This is a genomic window from Variovorax sp. Soil_C_39, assembly GCF_057656815.1.
Window position 1 is genome coordinate 438,945 of sequence record NZ_JBDGJQ010000002.1, and the last position, 21,083, is coordinate 460,027.

14 protein-coding genes are annotated in these 21,083 nt (G+C 69.8%); 7 read left to right on the plus strand and 7 right to left on the minus strand.

What is annotated here, in order from left to right:
- The first annotated feature begins 2 nt into the window (after nucleotides 1-2).
- The 3 genes from ligA to def all read left to right on the plus strand — a co-directional run bounded on the left by ligA (nucleotide 3) and on the right by def (nucleotide 3,242).
- Entirely contained in the window at nucleotides 3-2,096 is a 2,094-nt protein-coding gene (gene ligA, locus AC3A6J_RS06110; RefSeq protein WP_487859014.1) for an NAD-dependent DNA ligase LigA, read from the plus strand.
- A gap of 101 nt (nucleotides 2,097-2,197) precedes the next feature.
- Entirely contained in the window at nucleotides 2,198-2,659 is a 462-nt protein-coding gene (locus AC3A6J_RS06115) for a hypothetical protein (protein ID WP_487859015.1), read from the plus strand.
- A 43-nt stretch (nucleotides 2,660-2,702) separates the two neighbouring features.
- Nucleotides 2,703-3,242: a peptide deformylase gene (def, locus tag AC3A6J_RS06120; RefSeq protein WP_487859016.1), complete on the plus strand. Its 540-nt coding sequence runs from the start codon at nucleotides 2,703-2,705 to the stop codon at nucleotides 3,240-3,242.
- 44 nt (nucleotides 3,243-3,286) lie between these two features.
- Here def and AC3A6J_RS06125 read toward each other — a convergent pair whose 3' ends face one another.
- The gene (locus AC3A6J_RS06125) at nucleotides 3,287-3,682 is read right to left on the minus strand and encodes a DoxX family protein (RefSeq protein WP_487859017.1); all 396 of its coding nucleotides are present in this window, start codon (nucleotides 3,680-3,682) and stop codon (nucleotides 3,287-3,289) included.
- Nucleotides 3,683-3,846: 164 nt separating this feature from the next.
- On the opposite strand from AC3A6J_RS06125, the gene AC3A6J_RS06130 reads away from it, so the two are divergent.
- Genes AC3A6J_RS06130 through AC3A6J_RS06140 form a run of 3 tightly spaced genes read left to right on the plus strand, consistent with a single transcriptional unit; the run spans nucleotide 3,847 to nucleotide 6,928 of the window.
- Nucleotides 3,847-4,881 carry an amino acid ABC transporter substrate-binding protein gene (locus AC3A6J_RS06130; RefSeq protein WP_487859018.1) on the plus strand — a complete coding sequence of 345 codons (1,035 nt, stop codon included), beginning with the start codon at nucleotides 3,847-3,849 and terminating at the stop codon, nucleotides 4,879-4,881.
- Complete coding sequence (locus AC3A6J_RS06135; protein ID WP_487859019.1) at nucleotides 4,878-5,876, plus strand: ABC transporter permease subunit; 999 nt, start codon at nucleotides 4,878-4,880, stop codon at nucleotides 5,874-5,876. The genes AC3A6J_RS06130 and AC3A6J_RS06135 overlap by 4 nt, the downstream gene beginning before the upstream one ends.
- A complete protein-coding gene (locus tag AC3A6J_RS06140) occupies nucleotides 5,873-6,928 on the plus strand; it encodes an amino acid ABC transporter permease (protein WP_487859020.1) in 1,056 nt (351 codons plus the stop codon). The genes AC3A6J_RS06135 and AC3A6J_RS06140 overlap by 4 nt, the downstream gene beginning before the upstream one ends.
- Before the next feature lie 18 nt (nucleotides 6,929-6,946).
- Here the strand turns inward: AC3A6J_RS06140 and pgm are convergent, their stop codons facing one another.
- Nucleotides 6,947-8,614, minus strand: a complete 1,668-nt coding sequence (pgm, locus tag AC3A6J_RS06145) for a phosphoglucomutase (alpha-D-glucose-1,6-bisphosphate-dependent) (RefSeq protein ID WP_487859021.1) — start codon at nucleotides 8,612-8,614, stop codon at nucleotides 6,947-6,949.
- 199 nt (nucleotides 8,615-8,813) lie between these two features.
- On the opposite strand from pgm, the gene AC3A6J_RS06150 reads away from it, so the two are divergent.
- Entirely contained in the window at nucleotides 8,814-10,187 is a 1,374-nt protein-coding gene (locus tag AC3A6J_RS06150) for a putative bifunctional diguanylate cyclase/phosphodiesterase (protein ID WP_487859022.1), read from the plus strand.
- 19 nt (nucleotides 10,188-10,206) lie between these two features.
- Here AC3A6J_RS06150 and AC3A6J_RS06155 read toward each other — a convergent pair whose 3' ends face one another.
- The 5 genes from AC3A6J_RS06155 to bcsQ are packed head-to-tail and all read right to left on the minus strand — an operon-like array spanning nucleotide 10,207 to nucleotide 21,082.
- Entirely contained in the window at nucleotides 10,207-14,469 is a 4,263-nt protein-coding gene (locus tag AC3A6J_RS06155; protein WP_487859023.1) for a cellulose biosynthesis protein BcsC, read from the minus strand.
- Nucleotides 14,445-15,686, minus strand: coding sequence for a cellulose synthase complex periplasmic endoglucanase BcsZ (gene bcsZ / locus AC3A6J_RS06160; protein ID WP_487859024.1), 1,242 nt, complete (start codon nucleotides 15,684-15,686; stop codon nucleotides 14,445-14,447). Before bcsZ ends, AC3A6J_RS06155 begins: the two co-directional genes overlap by 25 nt.
- 34 nt (nucleotides 15,687-15,720) lie before the next feature.
- Complete coding sequence (bcsB, locus tag AC3A6J_RS06165) at nucleotides 15,721-18,114, minus strand: cellulose biosynthesis cyclic di-GMP-binding regulatory protein BcsB (protein ID WP_487859025.1); 2,394 nt, start codon at nucleotides 18,112-18,114, stop codon at nucleotides 15,721-15,723.
- Nucleotides 18,111-20,300 (minus strand): UDP-forming cellulose synthase catalytic subunit, encoded by a 2,190-nt coding sequence (gene bcsA / locus AC3A6J_RS06170; RefSeq protein ID WP_487859026.1) that lies wholly within the window; start codon nucleotides 20,298-20,300, stop codon nucleotides 18,111-18,113. The genes bcsB and bcsA overlap by 4 nt, the downstream gene beginning before the upstream one ends.
- The gene (gene bcsQ, locus AC3A6J_RS06175) at nucleotides 20,297-21,082 is read right to left on the minus strand and encodes a cellulose biosynthesis protein BcsQ (RefSeq protein ID WP_487859027.1); all 786 of its coding nucleotides are present in this window, start codon (nucleotides 21,080-21,082) and stop codon (nucleotides 20,297-20,299) included. Before bcsQ ends, bcsA begins: the two co-directional genes overlap by 4 nt.
- Between the last annotated feature and the right edge of the window lies 1 nt (nucleotide 21,083).

The window sequence follows — 21,083 nt, forward strand, 5'->3', positions numbered from 1 at the left end:
CCATGACGACGCGCGACGAAGCGGCACGCGAAGCCGCCGCACTGAGCGAGCAGCTCCACCGCCACGCCCATCTCTACTACGTGCTCGACGCGCCCGAGCTGCCCGACGCCGAATACGACCGCATGTTCCAGCGGTTGCAGGCCATCGAGGCCGAGTTTCCCGATCTGCGCACGCCCGATTCGCCCACCCAGCGCGTCGGCGGTGGCGTGCTCGAGGGCTTTGCCAAGGTGCGCCACAAGGTGCCGATGCTCTCGATCCGCACCGAGACCGACATCAGCCCCGGCGGCGCGAGCGCGTTCGATGCGCGCGTGCGCCGCGAACTGGGCCTGGCGGAAGATGCGCCGCAGGTCGAGTACGTTTGCGAACTCAAGTTCGACGGGCTCGCCATGAACCTGCGCTACGAAAACGGCGTGCTGGTGCAGGCCGCGACCCGCGGCGACGGCGAAGTCGGCGAAGAGGTCACCCAGAACATCCGCACCGTGCGCGAGATCCCGCTGCGCCTGCAGGGCGAAGCTCCGCCCGTGGTCGAGGTGCGCGGCGAGGTCTACATGAAGCGCGCCGACTTCGAGGCGCTCAACGAGCGCCAGCGCGAGAAGATCGCGGCCGGCCAGAAGAACGAGAAGGTGTTCGTCAATCCGCGCAATGCCGCGGCCGGTGCGGTGCGCCAACTCGATCCGGCCATCGCGGCGGCCCGGCCGCTGAGCTTTTTTGCCTATGGCCTCGGCGAAGTCACGCCGGCCGGCGAGGGCGGGCCCCAATTCGAGACCCAGTTCGACTGGCTGCAGCAGTTCCACGCCTGGGGCTTCCCGGTGGCGGCGCAGACGGCGCGCGCGCGCGGTGCGATCGAACTCATCGCCTTCCACGAGAACATCGGCCGCCAGCGCGATGCCTTGCCCTACGACATCGACGGCGTCGTCTACAAGGTCGACAGCATCGCGCTGCAGCGACAGCTCGGATTCGTTTCGCGCGAACCGCGCTGGGCGGTGGCGCACAAGTACCCGGCGCAGGAGCAGATGACCGAGGTGCTTGGCATCGAGGTGCAGGTGGGGCGCACCGGCAAGCTCACGCCCGTGGCCAAGCTCGCGCCGGTGTTCGTCGGCGGAGTGACCGTGACCAATGCCACGTTGCACAACGAGGACGAGGCCCGCCGCAAGGACGTGCGCGTAGGCGACAAGGTCATCGTGCGCCGCGCCGGCGACGTGATTCCCGAGGTGGTCGGCGTGGTGCCCGAGAGCCTCGCCAAGCCCGAGGGCGAGCGCGGCCCGCTCTTCACCATGCCGCACCAGTGCCCCGTCTGCGGATCGGAGGCGCTGCGCGAGGAGGGCGAGGTCGACTACCGCTGCACCGGCGGGCTCTTCTGCGCCGCGCAGCGCAAGGAGGCCATCCTGCACTTCGCGGCCCGCCGTGCCGTCGACGTCGACGGGCTCGGCGACAAGCTGGTCGAGCAGTTGGTGGACGCCAACCTGATCCGCACCTTGCCCGACCTCTACAAGCTCGGCTTCACGACGCTCGCGGGCCTCGACCGCATGGCCGAGAAATCGGCCGCCAACCTCGTTGCTGCGCTCGAAGCATCGAAGAAGACCACGCTGCCGCGCTTCCTGTTCGGGCTGGGCATCCGCCACGTGGGCGAAAGCACCGCGAAGGACCTGGCCAAGCACTTCGGCAAGCTCGATGCGATCATGGACGCGAGCGAAGAACACCTGCTCGAGGTCAACGACGTCGGCCCGGTCGTTGCGCAGAGCCTGCGCACCTTCTTCGATCAGCCCCACAACCGCGAGGTGGTCGAGCAGCTTCGCGCCTGCGGCCTGACCTGGGAAGAGGGCGAGCCCGCCGCGCGCGCCCCGAAGCCGCTTGCGGGCCTGACCTTCGTCATCACCGGCACCCTTCCTACGCTCAGCCGTGACGAAGCGAAGGACAAGCTGGAAGCGGCAGGTGCGAAGGTGGCCGGTTCGGTCAGCAAGAAGACAAGCTACCTCGTAGCGGGCGAAGAGGCCGGCAGCAAGCTCGACAAGGCGCGCGAGATCGGCGTCGAAGTGATCGACGAGGCGCGTATGCTGGGGTTCCTCGCCAACGGCGTGCCGGCCGCCGGCGCATAGCCCGCGAGGCGGGTTACCGCCGGTTACGCCACTTCATACCTGCGCAGTCATCAGGAACTACAAGGTGGCGTTGAACACCAAAGGCTGACTAAGGAGCCACTATGCAAAGAAATCGTGCTTTCGGCATTGCCATCGTTCTCGGCGGCATTGCGCTGCTGGGTGGCTGCGCGGCGGTGCCGGGCGACCCGTACTACTCGGGCGGCGGCTACTACTCCGATGGGCCCTACTACGGCGATCCGGTCGTGGTGCCGGCGCCGGTCTACATCCAGGGCGGTGGCTATTACGACGGCGGCCGCCGCTACTACGACCGCCGCCAGTACGACCGTCCGCACTACCCCGGCGTTCGTCCTGGGTACCCTGGTGTCCGTCCGGGCTACCAGGGTGGCGGGCGTCCGGGCTGGGGCGGTGGTGGTGGTCGTCCGCCGCCGCCGGTCGTGGGCAGCGGCGGTGGTCGGCCAGGCGTGTCGCCGGTGCCGGCCTACCGTACGCCGCCGCCCACCGGCCGTTCCCGGCTGTACACCTCGCCCGACAGCAAAGCCCCAGGCCAGCAGACGCCTCCCTGAACGGCGGCGCGGGCGTTGCGAAAGCCGGCACGATAATCGCGCCATGGCCATTCGCGACATCCTCAAAATGGGCGACCCGCGGCTGCTGCGCATCGCGCAGCCCGTGACCGCCTTCGACACCGACGAGCTGCACCTGCTGGTGCGCGACATGTTCGAGACGATGGCGGCGGTCCATGGTGCGGGCCTCGCGGCACCGCAGATCGGCGTCGACCAGCAGCTCGTGATCTTCGGCACCGACGTCGTCAACCCGCGCTACCCCGACGCGCCGCCCGTGCCGCGCACTGTGCTGCTGAACCCGGTGATCACGCCCGTCGGCAACGAGGAGGAAGAGGGCTGGGAAGGCTGCCTCTCGGTACCGGGCCTGCGCGGGGTGGTGCCGCGCTTCTCGAACATCCGCTACACCGGCTTCGATCCCTACGGCGATCCGATCGACCGCGTGGCGAGCGGCTTCCACGCGCGCGTGGTGCAGCACGAAGTCGATCACCTGCTCGGCAAGCTCTACCCGATGCGGGTGCGCGATTTCTCGCGCTTCGGCTACACCGACGTGCTGTTTCCGGGGCTGGACGCCGCCGACGACGACTGAGCGCGTACGGGCCAAAAAAAGCCGGCTTGTCGCCGGCTGCAGGTTCAGTTGTATTTGCCGCCGAGCCCGAAGCGACCACCGCCGAACAGCGCGATCGCAATCGCCGAGAACAGGAACATGCCCTGCAGTTCGAGCGCCCAGCCGCCCTGGCCGTTGAGCGCGCCAAGGTCCTTCATGTGCACGAGCCAGATCGCGACCAGCATGTTGAGTGCGACGACCAGCGCGGCCGGCCGCGTGAACAGGCCCACGATCAGCAGCACGGGCGCGAGGATCTCGCCGACGTAGACCAGGTAGGCCATGGCGGCCGGCAGGCCATGCGACGCAAGCATGCCGCCGATGCCGTCGACGCCCTTGCCGACCTTCGCGATGCCGTGCAGCAGGATGAGAATGCCGAGTGCGACGCGCAGAACGAGCTTGCCGGTGTCATCGGATTTGGTCATGTGCAGATTCCAGGTGAAGTTGTGAGAGGCCTCTATGTTAGTGAATGCGGCGGGCAAACCGAAGCCCATCGCATCCGGCATATGCATCCAACCGGCCGTTCTTTGGCAAGCCGCCGCGCGGCCCCGTACACTGGCTTTTGCTTACTGTTGAGGAGAACACACCAATGAAAAGCCGATTCCGTCCCGCACTCGCCCTTGCCGCCGCCGCCGCCATGGTCGCCGCCGCCGCGCCGGCCCTTGCCGGCAAGACCCTCGATGCGGTCAAGCAGCGCGGCACCCTCAAGTGCGGCGTGACCAACGGCGTGGCGGGCTTCTCCGCGCCCGACACGCAGGGCAACTGGTCGGGCCTGGACGTCGACACCTGCCGGGCCATCGCCGCGGCGGTGCTCGGCGACGCCAAGAAAGTCGACTTCGTGCCGCTCAATTCGCAGCAGCGCTTCTCGGCCCTGCAGGCCGGCGAGATCGACATCCTCGCGCGCAACACCACCTGGACGCTCACGCGCGATGCCTCGCTGGGCTTCAACTTCACCACCATCACGTACTACGACGGCCAGGGCTTCCTGGTGCCGAAGAAGCTCAAGGTGACGAGCGCCAAGCAGCTCAAGAACGCGACCATCTGCACGCAGTCGGGCACCACCAACGAGAAGAACGTGTCCGACTACTTCCGCGCGCAGAACATTCCGGTCAAGACCGTCGTGTTCGAAAGCTTCGAGGCCTCGTTCAAGGCCTTCTTCTCGGGCCGCTGCCAGGCCTTCACCACCGACGCCTCGGCACTCGCGGGCCTGCGCAACAAGGAAGCGCAGAACCCCGACGACTACCTGATCCTGCCCGAGCTGATCTCCAAGGAGCCGCTCGCGCCGCTGGTCCGCCGCGGCGACGACGAGTGGTTCGCGATCACCAAGTGGGTGCCGAATGCGCTCATCGAGGCCGAGGAGTACGGCGTCACGCAAGCCAACGTCGACCAGCTCAAGGCCGACAGCAAGGACCCCGCGCAGCAGCGACTCGTCGGCACCGGCGAAGACCTCGGCAAGCTGCTCGGACTCGACAAGGAATGGTCATACCGCGCGATCAAGGCCGTGGGCAACTACGGCGAGATGTTCGAACGCAACGTCGGCCCCAAGTCGGTGCTGAAGCTGCCGCGCGGCGCCAACAACCTCTGGAGCAAAGGCGGCCTGATCTACGCACCCCCGGTGCGATGAGCGGGCGGCCATCGCGCCGCGGCGTCTGGCTGGCCTGGGGCCTCCAGGCGCTGCTGGTGCTGGCCGTGCTGGCCGGTGCCGTCTGGGTGGTGAGCCATGCGCTCGAGGTGCTGCGCGCACGCGGCGTGCGCTCGGGCTTCGACTTTCTGGCCGAGCCCGCGGGTTTTCCGATCAGTGAAGGCTGGCTCGATTTCGACGCCAGCCAGCCGTCGTGGCGGGCCTTCCTCGCGGGCCTCGTCAACACGGTGCGCGCGGCCGTGCCGGCGGCCATCTTCTCGGTCGTGCTCGGCACGCTGATCGGCATCGGCCGGCTCGCGCCGCACGTGCTGCTGCGCGGCATCTGCACCGCCTACGTCGAGCTGCTGCGTAACGTGCCGCTGCTCGTGCAGCTGCTGATGCTGGCCTTCGCCATCGCCAACCTGCTGCCCGACCCGACCGAGCCGGTGCCCCTGCTGCCGGGCGTCTGGCTCAGCAAGGGCGGCCTGAACGTGCCCTGGCCCACGGCGGGCGAGGGCGGTTGGTGGCCCACGCACCTCGAATGGCCCGAGCTCGGGAATTTCGGCGTCTTCGGCGGTGCGGCGCTGAGCCCTGAGTACGTGACCATCGTCGCGGGCCTGTCGCTGTACTCGGCGGCCTTCGTCGCCGAGATCGTGCGCGCGGGCATCCTGTCCGTTTCGCAGGGTCAGGTGCTGGCCGGGCAGGCGCTGGGCTTTGGTGCGGTTCAGCAGTTGCGCATCGTGGTCCTGCCGCAGGCTCTGCGCGTGATCGTGCCCTCGCTGACCAACCAGCTGCTGAGCCTGACCAAGAACTCGTCGCTCGCGGTGGCGGTGGGCTATCCGGAGCTGGTGTCGGTGGCCAACACCACCATCGGTTCGAACGGCCGCGCCTTCGAGTGCATCGCGATCATCATGGCGGTGTACCTGCTGCTGTCGCTCGTGATCTCGCTCGTCATGAACCGCTACAACGCGCGCGTCGCACTGCGGGGCTGGCAATGAGGCACCCCGCGACGCCCGTCGCCTGGCAGAGCGAACTCTGGGGTTCGCCGTTGCGCGCGCTGGCCACGGTGGCGCTGCTCGCTCTGCTCGCATGGGGTGGTTGGCTGGCCGTCGACTGGGGTGTGCTGCATGCGGTGTTCCGGCCCGACGCCGACGCCTGCCGCGCGCTGCAGCACGGCGCCTGCTGGGGCGTGGTGGCCGAGAAGTGGCGCCCGATGCTGTTCGGCCGCTTCCCGTACGAGGCGCAATGGCGTCCAGCCATCGCGGTGGTGCTGCTGTCGGCGGTCACCGTGCTCAGTGCCTGGCCGCGCACCTGGCGCTGGTGGCTGGCGCCGCTCTGGCTGGTGTCGCTGGGGCTGTTCGTGCTGCTGATGCGCGGCGGCGTCATGGGCCTCGACTACGTGCCGACCAGCCGTTGGGGTGGTCTGCCGCTGACGATCGGCCTGGCGGTGGTGGGCCTCGCGCTGGCCTTTCCGCTCGCGCTGCTGCTGGCGCTCGGGCGCCGCTCGCACTGGCCGGTGTTGCGCACGCTGAGCGCGAGCTACATCGAGTTGGTGCGCGGCGTGCCGCTGATCTCGGTGCTGTTCATGGCGTCGTTCCTGCTGCCGCTGCTGTGGCCCGCGGGCTGGCAGCCCGACGTGCTGGTGCGCGTGCTCGCGGGCCTGGCGCTGTTCGTCGCGGCCTACATGGCCGAGATCATTCGCGGCGGCCTGCAGGCCGTGCCGCGCGGGCAGACCGATGCCGCCATGGCGCTGGGCTTCGGCCGCTGGCCGGTGCAGCGCGACATCGTGCTGCCGCAGGCGCTGCGGCTCGTGGTGCCTGCGCTGACCAACAACGTGGTCGGCACGCTGAAGGACACCTCGCTGGTCACCGTGGTCGGGCTGTTCGAGCTGACCGGCGCTCTTGGCCTCGCGCTCGGCGGCGACCCGACCTGGCGGCCGTTCTATCTCGAGGGCTATCTGTTCATCGCGGCGATCTACTGGACGCTGTGCTTCGGGCTCTCGCGCTACAGCGCGTGGCTCGAGATGCGCCTCGGCCAGGGCCGGCGCTGACAGGAGGGAGCGCGGCCTTCAGCCCGCCAGCGCCTTGTCGACCAACTGCTGCGCCTCTTCGAGGATGCGGCCCAGGTGCTCCGGCCCCTTGAAGCTCTCGCCATAGATCTTGTAGATGTCCTCGGTGCCCGAGGGCCGCGCTGCGAACCAGCCGTTCTCGGTCACCACCTTCAGGCCGCCGATGGCCGCGGCGTTGCCGGGAGCGTGGCTCAGCACCTGCTCGATCTTCTCGCCGGCGAGCTCGGTGGATTTCACCTGGTCGGGCGACAGGCCCGAAAGCTTCTTCTTCTGCGCCACCGTGGCTGCCGCATCCACGCGGTTGGCCACCGGCCGGCCGAGGGCCTCGGTCAGTTCGGCAAAGCGCTCGCCGGGGTCGCGGCCGGTGCACGCGGCAATCTCGGCCGAGAGCAGTGCCGGCACGATGCCGTCCTTGTCGGTGGTCCAGACGGTGCCGTCGCGCCGCAGGAAGGTGGCGCCCGCGCTCTCTTCGCCGCCGAAGCCGAGCGACGCATCGACCAGACCGTCGACGAACCACTTGAAGCCCACCGGCACCTCGTACAGCCTGCGGCCCAGCCGGGCGGCCACGCGATCGATCATGCGGCTGCTGACCACCGTCTTGCCCACCGCCGCCTGCGTCGGCCACTGCGGCCGGTGCGTGAACAGGTAGTCGACCATCACGGCGAGGTAGTTGTTGGGCTGCAGCAAGCCGGCGCTGCGCGTGACGATGCCGTGGCGGTCGTGGTCGGTGTCGCAGGCAAAGGCGATGCCGAAGCGTTCCTTGAGGCCGATCAGCTGGTGCATGGCATCGGGCGACGACGGGTCCATCCGGATGCGGCCGTCCCAGTCGAGCGACATGAAGCGGAAGGTTGGGTCGACCTCCTCGCGCAGCACGTGAAGGCGTTCGAGCTTGTAGCGCTCGGCGATGGCGGGCCAGTAGCGCACGCCCGCGCCGCCGAGCGGATCGACGCCGAGCTCGATCGGCACGCCGCGGATCGCATCCATGTCGAGCACCTGCGCGAGGTCTTCGACGTAGGTATTGAGGTAGTCGTGGCGGTGCGTGGTCGACGCGCGCAGCGCACGCTCGAGCGGCATGCGCTTCACGCCTTCGAGGCCGTTCGCCAGAAAGCCGTTGGCCGCGGCCTCGACCGCCGAGGTGACGTCGCTGCCCGCGGGGCCGCCATGGGGTGGGTTGTACTTGAAGCCACCGCTCTCGGGCGGGTTGTGCGACGGCGTGATGACGATGCCGTCGGCCAGCCCGGTGGTGCGCCCGTGGTTGTAGCGCAGGATCGCGTGCGACACCGCCGGCGTCGGCGTGTACTCGTCGTCCTGCGAGAGCATCAGCTCGACGCCGTTGGCCGCGAGCACTTCCACCGCGCTGTCGAAGGCGGGCGTGGAAAGCGCATGCGTGTCGATGCCGAGGAACAGCGGGCCGTCGATGCCTTGCCTCTTGCGATGGTCGGCAATGGCCTGGCTGATCGCGAGCACATGCCATTCGTTGAACCCGTTGTCGAAGGACGAACCGCGATGCCCCGAGGTGCCGAAGGCCACGCGCTGCGCGGGCACCGACGGGTCGGGACGGTGGCTGAAATAGGCGGCCACGAGGCGGGGCACGTTCACCAGCAGATCGCTAGTGGCCGGTTGGCCGGGAAGGGCGGCGGCACGGGGCGCCTTGGTAGCAGGGCTCATCTTTGGGTTCTCGGGCTCGGGGAATTTTGAAGAAAGGCGGCGGCGGCGGCCGGCGCAGCATACGCCGCGGCCCGGCCAACCCAGGGTTCTAATATGATTTCGCGGTGCTCGCCGGTGTCAAGGTGTTGCGAGTCCCATGCGAACGTAAGCGGCTGCCGCACGCCGCGTCCCATCGATTGCGTTTTTCAGCCACTGACTTTTGTCGCTCCAACCACCACCCTCTTCAGCGCAGGACCTGTACGACGCAGGTTTCAAGCGCCTCCCGCCCGACGAAGTGCTCCGCCCGCTGATCGCCGGCTGGGCGCGCGAGGGCAAGCGTTGCACGGTGGTGTGCTTCATCGACCTCGACCGTTTTGCCGAAATCAACCGGCGCCTCGGCATGGCCGGCGGCAATGCGGCGCTCGAAGAGGCGCACCGCCGCGTCCGGTCGCAGATGCCGCGCGAAGGCGTGCTCGCGCGTGTGAACGGCGACGAATTCGCCGCGGTGTTTGCGGCCATCGGCAGCCCGCAGTGCCACCAGGTGCTCGAACGCATGCTCGCCGAGCTGGCCAAGCCCTGGAAGTGGGGCGGCCACACCGTCGATCTGCAAGGCAGCCTGGGCGCGCGGCTGCTCGATGCCGACGGGCTCGCGCCCGAACTGGCGCTGCGCCAGGCGAGCCATGCCGCCTACCTTGCCAAGCGTGCCGGAGACGGCCGCGTGCATTACTTCGATGCACCGCAGGCGCGCGTCGACGAGCAGCTGGTGAAGGCGCGCCGGCGCATCCAGGAAGGCCTGGAGCGCGATGAATTCTTTCTTTGCTACCAGCCCAAGGTCGACATGCAGCGCGGCGTCATGGTCGGCGTCGAGGCGCTCATCCGCTGGCAGCATCCCGAGCGCGGCCTGCTGCAGCCGGGCCAGTTCGTGCCGCTCACCGAAGGCGACGAACTCGCCGAGCGCATGGGCGACTGGGTCATCGGCGCGGCGTTGCGCCAGGCCTACAAGTGGCGCGCCGCGGGCCTGCGCACCGCCATCAGCGTGAACGTGAGTCCGCAGCACATGATGCGCTGGGATTTCGTCGATCGCCTCGCGCAGCAGCTGGCGCGCTTTCCGCGCCTTGGCGCCGGCACGCTCGAACTCGAGATCCTCGAGACCACCGCAATCAGCAAGTTCTCGGTGGTGGCGAACTTCGTCGAGGCCTGCAAGGACCTGGGCGTTCCCGTGGCGATCGACGATTTCGGCACCGGCTATTCGTCGCTGACCTACCTGCGCCAGCTGCCGGTGACGTCGGTCAAGATCGACCAGTCGTTCATCCGCGGCATGCTCGAGAACGAGCAGGACAGGGCGATCGTGCAGGGCATCCTCGCGCTGCTGAAGGCGCTGGACCGCACCGCCGTGGCCGAGGGCGTGGAAACGCTCGCGCACGGCGAGGCCCTGCTCGCCATGGGCTGCACGCTCGCGCAGGGCTACGGCATCGCGATGCCGTTGGCGGCCGGCGAGATACCGCGCTGGGTGAAGGACTTCGAGCGCGTGCCGCTCTGGGGGCCGCACCAGCACCGCACGCAGGCGGTGCCGGTGCCGTCGCCAGGACGCTGAGCGCCGCGCGCACCTCGCGTCAGAGCAGCGGCGTGTAGGGCGAGGTCAGCGGACGCAGCGTGGTGCCGCTCGGCACGCCCAGCGTGCTGGCGCCGTCGAACAGGTAGCGCAGATAGACACTGCCCGTGAACTGCCGGTAGTCCTGAGCGTTGTTCAGCCCGACCGAGCCACCGAGGAACATGCGCGGCGCGAGCTGGTACTCGAGCACCGCTGCCAGGTTGTAGGCGAGGCCGGTCTTCGAGGTCTTCGGGTAGGCGCCGGTGTAGATGGCGTTGCTCAGCCCGAGCCTGAAGGCCTCTGCTGCGGCCTGTCCGGCGGCGCTGTTGCGGCTGCTGTCGGTCGGAAAGTAGGGCGCCTGTTTCTGCGTGAACGACTGGATGCCGAGCGACGCATTGACACGCCACGACAGCCGGTCGTTCCGCCCGCTCCAATCCACCGGCAGCGACAGGGCCACGAAGCTCTGCGGACTGAAGTAGCCGCCATGCCCGAAGGTGTAGTAGCTCAGGTTCTTCTCGTAGCCCATGAGCCCGAGGTTGAGGCCGAGCGTGAGCTTGTTGGAAGGACGGTCGAGCAGGTGAATGTAGGCTCCGCCGCCGGTCTCGAAGCGCGAGTTGCTCGCCACGTTCTTGCCCGAGATCCCGTGCAGCGCGCCGTAGCCGTAGAAGCCGTAGGTGCCGTCGTCGTAGCCGATGTCGCCGCGCACGCCGGTGGCCACCACGCCGCCCCAGCGTTCGCCGGTGCGCTCGTCCTTGGCACCCGCGAACGACAGCAGGCTGTCGGTCACGGGGCGCCGCGACAGGTCGGCCTTGTACGACCAGGCATCGCCGAAGTTGCCCTTGAAGGTCGCGTTGCCGATGATGTTCACTTCCTGGAAGCCCAGCGGCGTGGTGCCGATGCTCGCGCCGAAGTTCTTGCCTTCGTAGCCCACGCTCAGGCCGATGCCGGCCGCGTTCTGCTGGCCCGGCGAGGTGCCGCTGCCGAGCGCGGTGAAGGCGGGGCCAGGGCCGCCGCCGAAGCGGCTGGCGCTGGCGTAGTCGCCCGCGGGCGAGCCCGCATCGAGCACCGTGGGCGTCACGCCAACGACGATCTTGCCGTCGCCCACCGGAAAGCGTGCCTCGATCGGGATCTCGAAATCGGTCAGGCGGCTCAGGCCGGGTTCGCCCGCGCGGTTGCGAAGCACGGTGCCGGCGGTCAGGCTGACCGAACGTTCCGTTTCGATCTCGCGCAGGGCCGCAGCGGCCGAATCGGCTGGCGGCTGCTGAGCGCGCAACGGAGCATTCCAGCTGGGTGAGGACGTGGGCACCTGCGCATACACGGGCGCGACCGGCGCGGCGCCGGGCACGGGATAGGACTGCAGCGGCTGCGGGATGTAGGCCGGTGCCTGCTGTGGCGCGGCGTTCGCCGCGGGCGTCCGCGTGTTCCTCGCGCCCGCGGGCTCACTGCCTCGGCGGCGGCGTGCGCCCGGCGCCTCTGCGGCCGGCTGCGCGGCCGTGGGCCACGGCACCGCGCCGGGCGCCGCGGCCACGGGATAGGGCTGGCCCGGCGGATTGAAGTTCGCGGGCGCGGCAGGGTAGGCCGCGGCATACGCCACCGGCTGCATCCCTGGTTGCATTCCCCGCTGAGCAAACGGATTGCCGCCACCGCCGGCGACTGGCAGCGGCAGGGCCGCGCTCGGCGCGCCGCCCGTCATGCCGGCGAACGGATTCGAAGGCGGCAGCCCGCCCGACGTGCCCGGCCCCATGCCGGGACCCGCGGCCAGCCGGCTTTCGGCCTGCACCGCGGCGCGCAGGTATTGCTCGGCCTTGCGGCTGTCGCCTGCATTGCGGTAGATGCGGCCGGCCGCGGTCAGCACGCGCGCCTCGTCTGGCGCTTGCTTGAGTGCGGCCATCACGTAGCTTTCGGCGTCGCCATGCTCGCGCAGCGCGCTCGCGCTCGCGGCGGCCGCCAACAGGGTGTCGAGGTCGGTGGGGCTGCGTTGCAGCACGCGCTGGTAGAGCGCCAGCGCCTGTTTCTCGTCGCGTGCGGCCGCATAGAGGCGCGCCAGCGCGGCCAGCACCTTCGGATCTTCGGGCCGCTCGGCCAGCACCGGGGCCACGGCGTTGTAGGCCGCTTCCAGGTTGCCGGCCTCGCGCAGCGCATCGGTCTGGCGCAGCGCATAGGCCACGCGCAGGCTGTCGAAATCGGCACGCTGTGCGGCGGTCATCTGCGTGCCCTGCAACTGCCGAAGCACGGCCGACAGCTCGATGTCCTGCCGCGTCTTGAGCAGCACCGATGCATAGAGCAGCCGGTCTCCCGTGCCGGGTACGGGGGTGCGCGCGAGCAACTGGCGGCTCATGGCCAAGGCGCGCGGGGCATCGCCGACGTCGGCGTAGGCGCCTGCAAGCTGGCCCCAGATCTCGGCCGGCATGTCGTTGCTGAGCGAGGCCTCGGCCTGGCCGAGCACCTGGCGTGCGGCCGCGACCTGTCCCTGTCGCGCCAGTGCCTGCGCGCGCTCGGCCTGCGACTGCGCCCAGAGCCGGCGCTGCAGGGCGGCCATTTCGCGTGTGCGCGACGCAGCGGGTATGCGTTCAAGGTACTGGATGCCGCTGGCGGCATCGCCGATCTCCGAGGCGAGCAGGGCGCTCGCGAACAGGGCGTCGGGCATGTCGGGCTGCGACATCAGCAGCCCCTCCATCACGCCGCGCGCCTCGGACACCAGGCCCTGGCGGCGATACATGTTGGCGAGGTCGAGCCGCACCCACGGGCTGTTGGGCGCCGCGAGCATCGCATCTTCGAGCGTGCGCTGCGCGCCGGGTGCGTCGCCGGCATCCGCTTGCTGTTTCGCGCGCGCGCGCGCCTGTTCGACCTGGATGTCACGCAGGCCGCTGCCGATCTGGGCGGCCTGTTCTGGCGTGAGGCGGCGCGAGAGTTCGAGCGCCTCGTCGGCGCGACCCTGCCGGCTCAACACCGCGACCAGCCCCCGCAGGGCCTGCGCATCGGCTGGCTTGCTTTCGAGCACGCGCCGGTAGCCCTGTTCGGCCTGCGGCAGGTCGCCCGCGGCAGTGCGGACGTCGGCCAAGGCGATCTGGCCGACGCTCTCGCGCGCGTCGATGCGGACCGCGCGCTCGAGCAGCGACTGCGCACCGCGCAGGTCGTTCTTCTCGCGCGCCGTGCGGGCCTGTCCGACGAGGTTCCAATAAGTGGCGCTCTGCAGCGCCGAATTCCATTTGCCGCCGCCGCCGCGCGCCGCCTGTTCCAGCAACTGCTGCGCTTCAGCGAAGCGCTCCTGCCGCAGCCGCACGAGGCCGAGGCCACCGAGCGCTTCCGCATCGTCGGCCTTGTTGCGCAGCGCCTGCTGGAAGCGTGCCTCGGCGGTCGCGGCGTCGCCACGGTCGAGCGCGCGATAGCCTTCGCCCAACGGCACGCCGGGCGAGGACGCGGCGGTCGTGCGTCCGGCCTCGAGCGCCTCGAGCCGTGCAGCGACAGCGGCGTCTTTCTCGTTGCCGGCCAGGAAGTCCCGGTACAGCGGGATGTCGGGCGCGCGCGCATCGAGCCAGATGAGCGCCTGGCGCCAGCTCGCGCGCGCGGCGGCGCCCACTGCAGGCTGCTTGGCGAGCTCCGCCAGGCTGCGGATGCCTTCGCGGCGCGTGCTCTCGCTGTAGGTGCGGAGCTGCGCGAGGGCGAGCTTGTAGCTGGCGTTCTCGGGAAAGTCGCGCACCAGCTGCTCGATGCCGCGTCGGCCTTCGTCGGCGCCCTGCGGGGTGCTGCTGAGCACCTGGTAGAACTCGAGCGCGAGCGATGGCGGCGGCGGGCGGTTGTCGAACTGGTCGCGGTAGAGCTGGACCGCCTCGGCGGCACGGCCGGCGCGCGCCGCGCCGCGTGCGCGCTGCAGCAGGCTGCCCTGGCCCGGGTTCTGCGCCTGCTGTTGCAGGCGTGCAATGCGCGGATCGTTCGGTGCGGCAGTCCGCAATCTGGCGATCCAGCTGCGCGCGGGCTCGGCGTTGCCGCGCGAGAGCTCGACCTGCGCCATGCCGTGGAGGGCGTCCGGCGACTGCGGATCGATGGTCAAGAGCTTGCGCCAGCTCTGCTCCGCCAGGTCGGCGCGGCCTTGCGCCAGCCAGTAGGCACCCTGCTCGACCAGCGCGGAAGCGGCGTCGGCCTGGGCGTGCGCCTGCGGGGCGGCACCCAGTGCACCGAGCATGCCGAGGCAGGCGAGCCACGGCGCGGAACGGGAGAAGCCGCGCGGGCCACGGTGCCGAAGCGGTTGCCGCGGCGTCTTCATGCCGCGCGGGGGGATCGACATAGCAGTCTCCATTGGGTTTGCAGCTGGCCGTTGGGGCCGAACTGGTAGCGCCCGTCGAGCCAAGCCTGGCCGAAGAGCAGCAGCATCTGTTCGTAGTAGGGCAGCACCGAGGTCGCGGTGCCGCCGGGCGGCGCCTCGGCGCGCGAGTTCGGCAACCGGGCCAGTTCGGCGGCGAGCGCCTGGTCCATGCCCTGCGCCTTCAGGTAGGGCAGCAGCGCGCCGGCAAAGCCAAGCGGGCCCACGCCGCGCCCGGCGCCCGTTGCGGTGTCGACCTGCTCCGGCATCGGCTGCCGCTCGGCGAGCAGCCGCTTCGGGCCTTCGAGGCTGCGCAGCAGCGCGCGGCGGTCGGGCGATTGCTCGGACACCATGCCGGCCCAGAGGTAGACGCGGATCGCGTCGTAGCTGCCGACGGGGCCTTTTTCGGGGTCGGCCACGAAGGCGTTTTTGTCTTCCGACCAGGCGCACCAGTCTGGCGAGAAACCGCGCGGCGCCGTGGCCGCAATCAGCCGCAGCGTGTTGTCGGCCACCTCGCGCCACGGCCCCTGGGTGTCGATCTGCTCGAAGTAGCGCAACAGCTGCAGCGGCATGTAGCTCGGGTTGAGCCGCCACGCCGGACCGCTGGCCACCGCGCGCGACCATGGCAGCAGCATGCGCCCGAGACCGGGCAGGGCGATGACCTCTTCGCGCGCCACCAACGCCAGCAAGCGCCGACCGAGCGTGCCGTAGCGCGGCTCATCCCAGAGCCGGGCGGCTTCGATCAGTGCATAGGCGATCCAGAGGTCGGCATCGGAGGCGGGGTTCTTGTCGAGCACGCCCCAGCTGCCGTCGGATGCCCGTCCCCATTGCCATGCCGGCAGGTTTTTCGCGAGGCTGCCGTCAGCGAGGTTGGCTTCGGCCCAGGCGAGCACCCGCGCGAACAGCGGCCTGTCGTTGTGCACCAGTGCGAGGAACATCGCGTATGACTGGCCCTCGGAGGTCGAATGTTGCTGCGGCGTGTGGAAGTCGACCACGCGGCCGTCGCGCTGGACATGGCGGGCCACGAAAGCAGCCCAGTCCGCTGCCGGGTGGCAGGTGGCGGGCAAGGGCGCGGTTCTAGCCTGCGCGCGCGCCGCACCAGCCCCGGCCAATGCCGAGCCGGCCGCCGCGGCCACCAGCAGGCGGCGCCTCGTGTCCGAAAGGGGGCGCGTACGCGGGGTGGGATTCGGGTCTTTCATCATGGCTGCTGCCTCCGTTCGCACATCGTGGGCCGCGTCACTCCAGGCGCCTGCGGGCGCGGATCTGCAAACTCGCGTAGGCCACCGCCGCGCCCACCATCGCCAGCAGCACGATGAGCCCGGCCAGGAGCAGCGGGCTGCGCGAGAGGTTCCATTGCACCCAAGCCACCGGTGGCAGGCGGCCGACATAGTAGGTCTCGCTGCCCAGCACGCTGTTCACCTGGGCGTCGCGCACGATGGCCATGCTGCCCTGCACGCGCTTGAGCAGGTCGGGCGTCATCAGCGCATTGAGCAGCGCGTCCTTCGAGTTGCCGTCGGCAATGGCCGCGACCACGCTGCGGCCGCTGCGAAGCGGCGATTCGAAACCGGCCAGCACCGCGTCGCGGCCGTCGTCGCTCACCGCGATCTGCATCGTGCCCGGCAGGTCTTCGCGGGTGCGCGCGCCGATGACGAAGTCGACGGCGCTGTCGATCCAGCGCGACAGCGCGAACTGCGGCGCTCCGCCGTCGCCTGCAGGCGCGTCGGCGGTGCGCTTGAGCGGCATGCGCTCGGCCCACTGGGCGAACAGCGGCTGGTTGCGCAGGCTGCCGATCACCAGCAGGTCCTTGTCGGCCCATTTCGACACCTCGGCCGAGCGCCCGACGCTGACGCGCAAGGCCGGGTAGCCGGTCGCATGGCCGATCTGTCCCATCAGGCCGAGGTAGGTCTCGGTGTCGGCGGGATCGGCCTGGTCGGGCAGGATCACCGCGGTTTCCGACAGGTCGGCCATGCGCGAGAACGGGAAACCGCCGTTGGCATAGGCCGCGAGTTCGGGCATCGCGATGTAGTGCGGAAAGTCGGAGACGTCGATGGTCGAGGTCGGATCGATCGCACCGCGCACGTTGTCGAGCTGCGGGATGCAGCGGCCCGCCACCGGTTCGAAGTAGTAGTGAAGCCGCAACTGGCTGCGCGCGCCCATGGCCAGCGGCGGCAGCATCATGTCCTTGCTTTCGGCCAGCGTGCCGTCGGGCATGAGCTTGACGGCCAGTTGGTTGTACCAGCGGTCGCTCGTTGGATTGGCTGCGCGCAGCGGCAGCGCACCGATGAAATTCTCGTTGACGTTGATGTTCAGCGTCGATTGGTCCGGCCGCACGCGCGGCGTGTAGCGGTAGCGCAGGTCGAGCGGGATGCCGCGGCTGCGCCAGGTGAACAGGTCGGGCGGCAACTGCAGGTTGACACGCACCACGTCGGGGTTGTAGCCGGCCACCGAAAGGCCGGCGGCGGTGGCAAGTTCGCCCAATTGGAGCGGCCGGTCGCTGGGCACCCAGCGCGGCGCGTCGTAGGGTTTGCGGGCAGGCGGCTCCTGGAACGCGGTGATCGCGCTCGTGGCGCCCGACAGCGCGCGGCTGTTGAGGGCCAGTGCGGCGGCCGCCGCGCGCAGCTCGGCCGCGTCGCGCCCCATCACCAGCAGCAGCTTGGCGGTTGGCTCCTGCGGATGATCGACCACCGCCAGTGCCGGCCCCTGGATCGCAGGCAGCACCAGGCCGGGCAGACTGGTGTCGGGCGTGGCGAACACCACCGCATGGCCGTCCGGCAGCTCTCCGCGCGAGACGGGGAACACGGCACCACGGTAGTCGGCGAGCGCGCCGAACCACGACGAGACAACGCCCGCCGCCTCGAGCAGCGGCCCCGACTCGGCGGCGCCGAACACGAAGGGAATGCGCGCGCGGCGCACGTCGCGCCGGTCGAAGAAGGGCTGCGGCAGAGTCGCGAGGTCGTTGGCGAGCTTCAGCGGCGCCACATTGAGCCGGAGCGTGCTCGATGCATCGATGCGCGCCCAGAGGCTCGTGTGCGCCGGGTCTTCGCACTCGCGCGTGTAGTGGCCGACCAGCTCGAGGTTGATGCGGTTGAACTCGGTGATCAGCCGCCGGTCGATGGGGATGTCGGCGCTCTGCGGCCTGCCGGCCTCGGCGCGGTTCACCGCCAGCGTGGCGACCAGCACGTCGTTCACCGTCACCTTCAGGTGCGACAGCTCGGGGATCAGCGCGGGCGAGTAGGCGTAGTTGAGCCGCAGCGAGGCGGCTGTGACCAGTTCGTCGGCGCGCACGTTGAACGGAATGCCCACGGTGCCGCTGATGCCGCGCAGCTGGATCGCGTAGTCGATGCCGAGCTGCGTCAGGTTGAGTTCGCGCACCGTGCCGCCGGCGGCGGCCTGGATGGCCATCGGCGTGGCGGCGCCCGCGGCGCCGGCCTGCTGCTGGGGCGGGATCGCGAGCGTGGGCACGGCCGCCGGAGCGATGGCAGGCGCCGCCGGAGCGGCCTGCGCCCAGGCCTGGCCGGCCGCGGCCGCCGCGGCGAGGGCCAGCGCGCCCAGCAGGAGCGCGCCCGGCGTTCTCGCGGCGGCACGGGGAATGGATGGCGCGTGGCGCGGCGGTGTCAGGGGGCTCGTCACGCAGGTTCCTTCTTCGTTCCGGCAGTGCGCTTGGAAGGGCGCAGTCGAGACGCGGTGGCACGGTAGTAGTGGGAAAACATGTCTTTGAAGCCGACGCCGCTGATGCGCACCAGATGGCCGAGCACGCGGTGAATGCCCACCCGCGGATGGTTGCCCCAGCGCGCGGCCCAGATGTCCGCGCGCGCGGTCGTGCATTGCACCAGCGCGCGCTCCTGCGCGAAGCTCAGCGGCGCGAAACGCAAGCCCACGCGGCGCCCCCTGCTGAAGCGCACGGTGGCCGGGAAGCGCGACTCGGCGTCGCCGCGGTAGAGCGCCACCTCCACCGGCTCGTCGATCTCGAGCGGCACCTCGGCCGGCAGGTCCAGGCCGAGGCCGCCGGTCGAGAAGTCGTAGGTCGTGCAGCGCATCGAATGGCCGTTCGGGAAGTAGAGCGCCGCCGGCACCTCGAGCGTGACCCGGTGCGCGCTGCGGACCTGACGCGATTCGTTGGCCGCCGCCACGCAGGCGCCCAGGATCATGAGGTTGTAGACCGTCCAGGCCAGGTTGAGCCACACGGTGCCGATGTTCTGCGGATCGACCCAGGTGAGGCGCCACAGGCCGAGGCCCACGCCGATGAAGTTCAACGCCAGCAGCACCAGGCTGGCCTTGGCGATCGAGGTGTCGAAATACTCTTGGCGGATCAGGCCGCCCTTGGCCGTCACGTTGAAGCTGCCGAGCTTCGGGTTGATCAGCGCCACCAGCGTCGGCCGGAAGATGTACCAGGCCAGCACCGCCTCGTAGACCTCGTTCCACAGCAGGTACCTGAAGCGCCCCTGGATGCGGCTGTTCGTGAGGTTGGCGTGCAGGATGTGCGGCAGCGCAAACGCGAAGATCATCGACGCCGAGGCATGGATCACGCTGGCGCCGAAATACAGGTAGGCCAGCGGCGCCGTCAGGTAGATGAGCCGCGGCAGCCCGTACAGGAAGTGCAGCATCGCGTTCAGGTAGCACAGGCGCTGCGCCCAGTGCAGGCCGCGCCCGAACAGTGGGTTGTCGACGCGGAAGATCTGCGCCATGCCGCGCGCCCAGCGGATGCGCTGGCCCACGTGGCCCGACAGGCTTTCGGTGGCCAGCCCCGCGGCCTGCGGGAGCGCGAGGTACGCGGTGTTCCAGCCGCGCCGGTGCAGCTTGAGCGCGGTGTGGGCGTCTTCGGTCACGGTCTCGACGGCGATGCCGCCGACTTCTTCCACGGCGCTGCGGCGCAGCACCGCGCAGGAGCCGCAGAAGAAGCTGGCATTCCACAGGTCGTTGCCGTCCTGGATCAGGCCGTAGAAGAGCTCGCCCTCGTTGGGCACGGTGCCGAAGGTGTCGAGGTTGCGCTCGAACGGATCGGCCGAGAAGAAATAGTGCGGCAGCTGCACCATCGCGAGCTTCGGGTCGCGGCCGAACCAGCCCAGCGCTATCTGCATGAACGAGCGCGTGGGAATGTGGTCGCAGTCGAAGATCGCGACGTACTCGCCGCTGGTGTTCTTCAGCGCGGCATTGATGTTGCCGGCCTTGGCATGGCGGTTGTCGTCGCGCGTGACGTGGGTCACGCCCACGGCCTCGCAGAATTCGCGGAACTCCGGGCGCCGGCCGTCGTCGAGCACGAAGATCTTCAGCTTGTCGCGCGGCCAGTCGATCGACTGTGCGGCCAGCACTGTGGGCCGCACCACCGACAGCGGCTCGTTGTAGGTCGGGATGAACAGGTCGATCGTCGGCCAAAGGGCCGGGTCGTTCGGCAGCGGCACCGGCTTGCGCCCGAGCGGCCACGCTGTCTGCACGTAGCCCAGCAGCAGCACGACAAAGGCATAGAGTTCGGCCGCCAGCAGGCCCACGCCGAGCACCAGGTCGAGCGGGTTGTCCATGTACATCGTCTCGGTCAGGCGCCAGTAGGTGTAGCGCGAGGAGACGATCACCGACAGCAGCATCATGACGAGCCCTGCGAAGTGGCCGCGGAAGCGGTTCACGAACAGCGCCACCGCGAAGATGCCGACCGAGAGCACCAGCTGCTGCTCGAAGGTCATCGGCGCGATGATCAGCGCCGGCAGGGCCGCGAGCAGGATCAGCCAGCCCGCCAGACGCACCGGCCACAGCCGCAGGAACGCTGGGGCAGGGCGGGGCGGGCGTTCGTCGCCGGGTGCGGAAGAAGGTGAGGGGCGGTTCATCGAAGGGTGTCCATGCGCCGGTCGGTGGCGATGCGTGCCAGCAGCCGGTCGCTGCAGACGGCGAAGTCGTGTGCCGCCTGGCTCAGCGGGGCGTAGCGGTGCACCGGCAGGGCCGAGGCCAGCGCCTCCGACACCGATTCGTCCTGGTGCAGGACGCCCAGCAGCTGCGACTGCAGGCGCGCGCGAAGCATTTCGAGCACGTCATGGTTCAACCGCCGGCTCGGCGCCACCTGGTTGACCACATAGGCGCTGCCGCCGAAATCGGCGCGGGGCCGGCAGTATTTCTCGATCATCTTCTCGACGATCGGCAGCGTGGCAAACGAGCCGGCGTCGGCCAGCACGGCCACCACGCAGAAGTTTGCCGCGCGCAGCGCCTGCTGCATGTAGACCGTGGCGCCGGGCGGCGTGTCGATCACGACCAGTGCATCGTCGGGCAGCGCGAAGCGCGCGAGCGTCTCGCCGAGCCAGCCGGGATGGCGCGCAAGCTGCTGCTCCAGCCCGATCTGCTGCTCGTCGTCGACCGTGCCGAAGGGCAGCACCACCGTGCCGCCGTGGCCCGGGCGCATGGCCTGTGTCCAGGGCAACTGGCCCGACGCGGCTTCGGCCAGGCCGTCGACGCAGGCGTGGGGATTGGTGGCGAGATGGAAGCGCAGCGCGTTCTGCGGATCGAGATCGATCGCCAGCACCGGGCGGCCACGCTGCGCGAGTTCGGCGCTGAGGTTGGCCGCGACCGTCGTCTTGCCTACACCGCCCTTGGATGAAACGACGGGGATGACGACCATG

Bases quoted from the DNA above. Each gene is read 5' to 3' on its own strand.
- AC3A6J_RS06115 (WP_487859015.1), top strand. From the start codon at position 2,198: ATGCAAAGAAATCGTGCTTTCGGCATTGCCATCGTTCTCGGCGGCATT.
- AC3A6J_RS06125 (WP_487859017.1), bottom strand. From the start codon at position 3,682: ATGACCAAATCCGATGACACCGGCAAGCTCGTTCTGCGCGTCGCACTC.
- bcsA (WP_487859026.1), bottom strand. From the start codon at position 20,300: ATGAACCGCCCCTCACCTTCTTCCGCACCCGGCGACGAACGCCCGCCC.
- AC3A6J_RS06155 (WP_487859023.1), bottom strand. From the start codon at position 14,469: ATGTCGATCCCCCCGCGCGGCATGAAGACGCCGCGGCAACCGCTTCGG.
- bcsQ (WP_487859027.1), bottom strand. From the start codon at position 21,082: ATGGTCGTCATCCCCGTCGTTTCATCCAAGGGCGGTGTAGGCAAGACG.
- def (WP_487859016.1), top strand. From the start codon at position 2,703: ATGGCCATTCGCGACATCCTCAAAATGGGCGACCCGCGGCTGCTGCGC.
- bcsZ (WP_487859024.1), bottom strand. From the start codon at position 15,686: ATGATGAAAGACCCGAATCCCACCCCGCGTACGCGCCCCCTTTCGGAC.
- pgm (WP_487859021.1), bottom strand. From the start codon at position 8,614: ATGAGCCCTGCTACCAAGGCGCCCCGTGCCGCCGCCCTTCCCGGCCAA.
- AC3A6J_RS06140 (WP_487859020.1), top strand. From the start codon at position 5,873: ATGAGGCACCCCGCGACGCCCGTCGCCTGGCAGAGCGAACTCTGGGGT.
- AC3A6J_RS06130 (WP_487859018.1), top strand. From the start codon at position 3,847: ATGAAAAGCCGATTCCGTCCCGCACTCGCCCTTGCCGCCGCCGCCGCC.
- AC3A6J_RS06135 (WP_487859019.1), top strand. From the start codon at position 4,878: ATGAGCGGGCGGCCATCGCGCCGCGGCGTCTGGCTGGCCTGGGGCCTC.
- ligA (WP_487859014.1), top strand. From the start codon at position 3: ATGACGACGCGCGACGAAGCGGCACGCGAAGCCGCCGCACTGAGCGAG.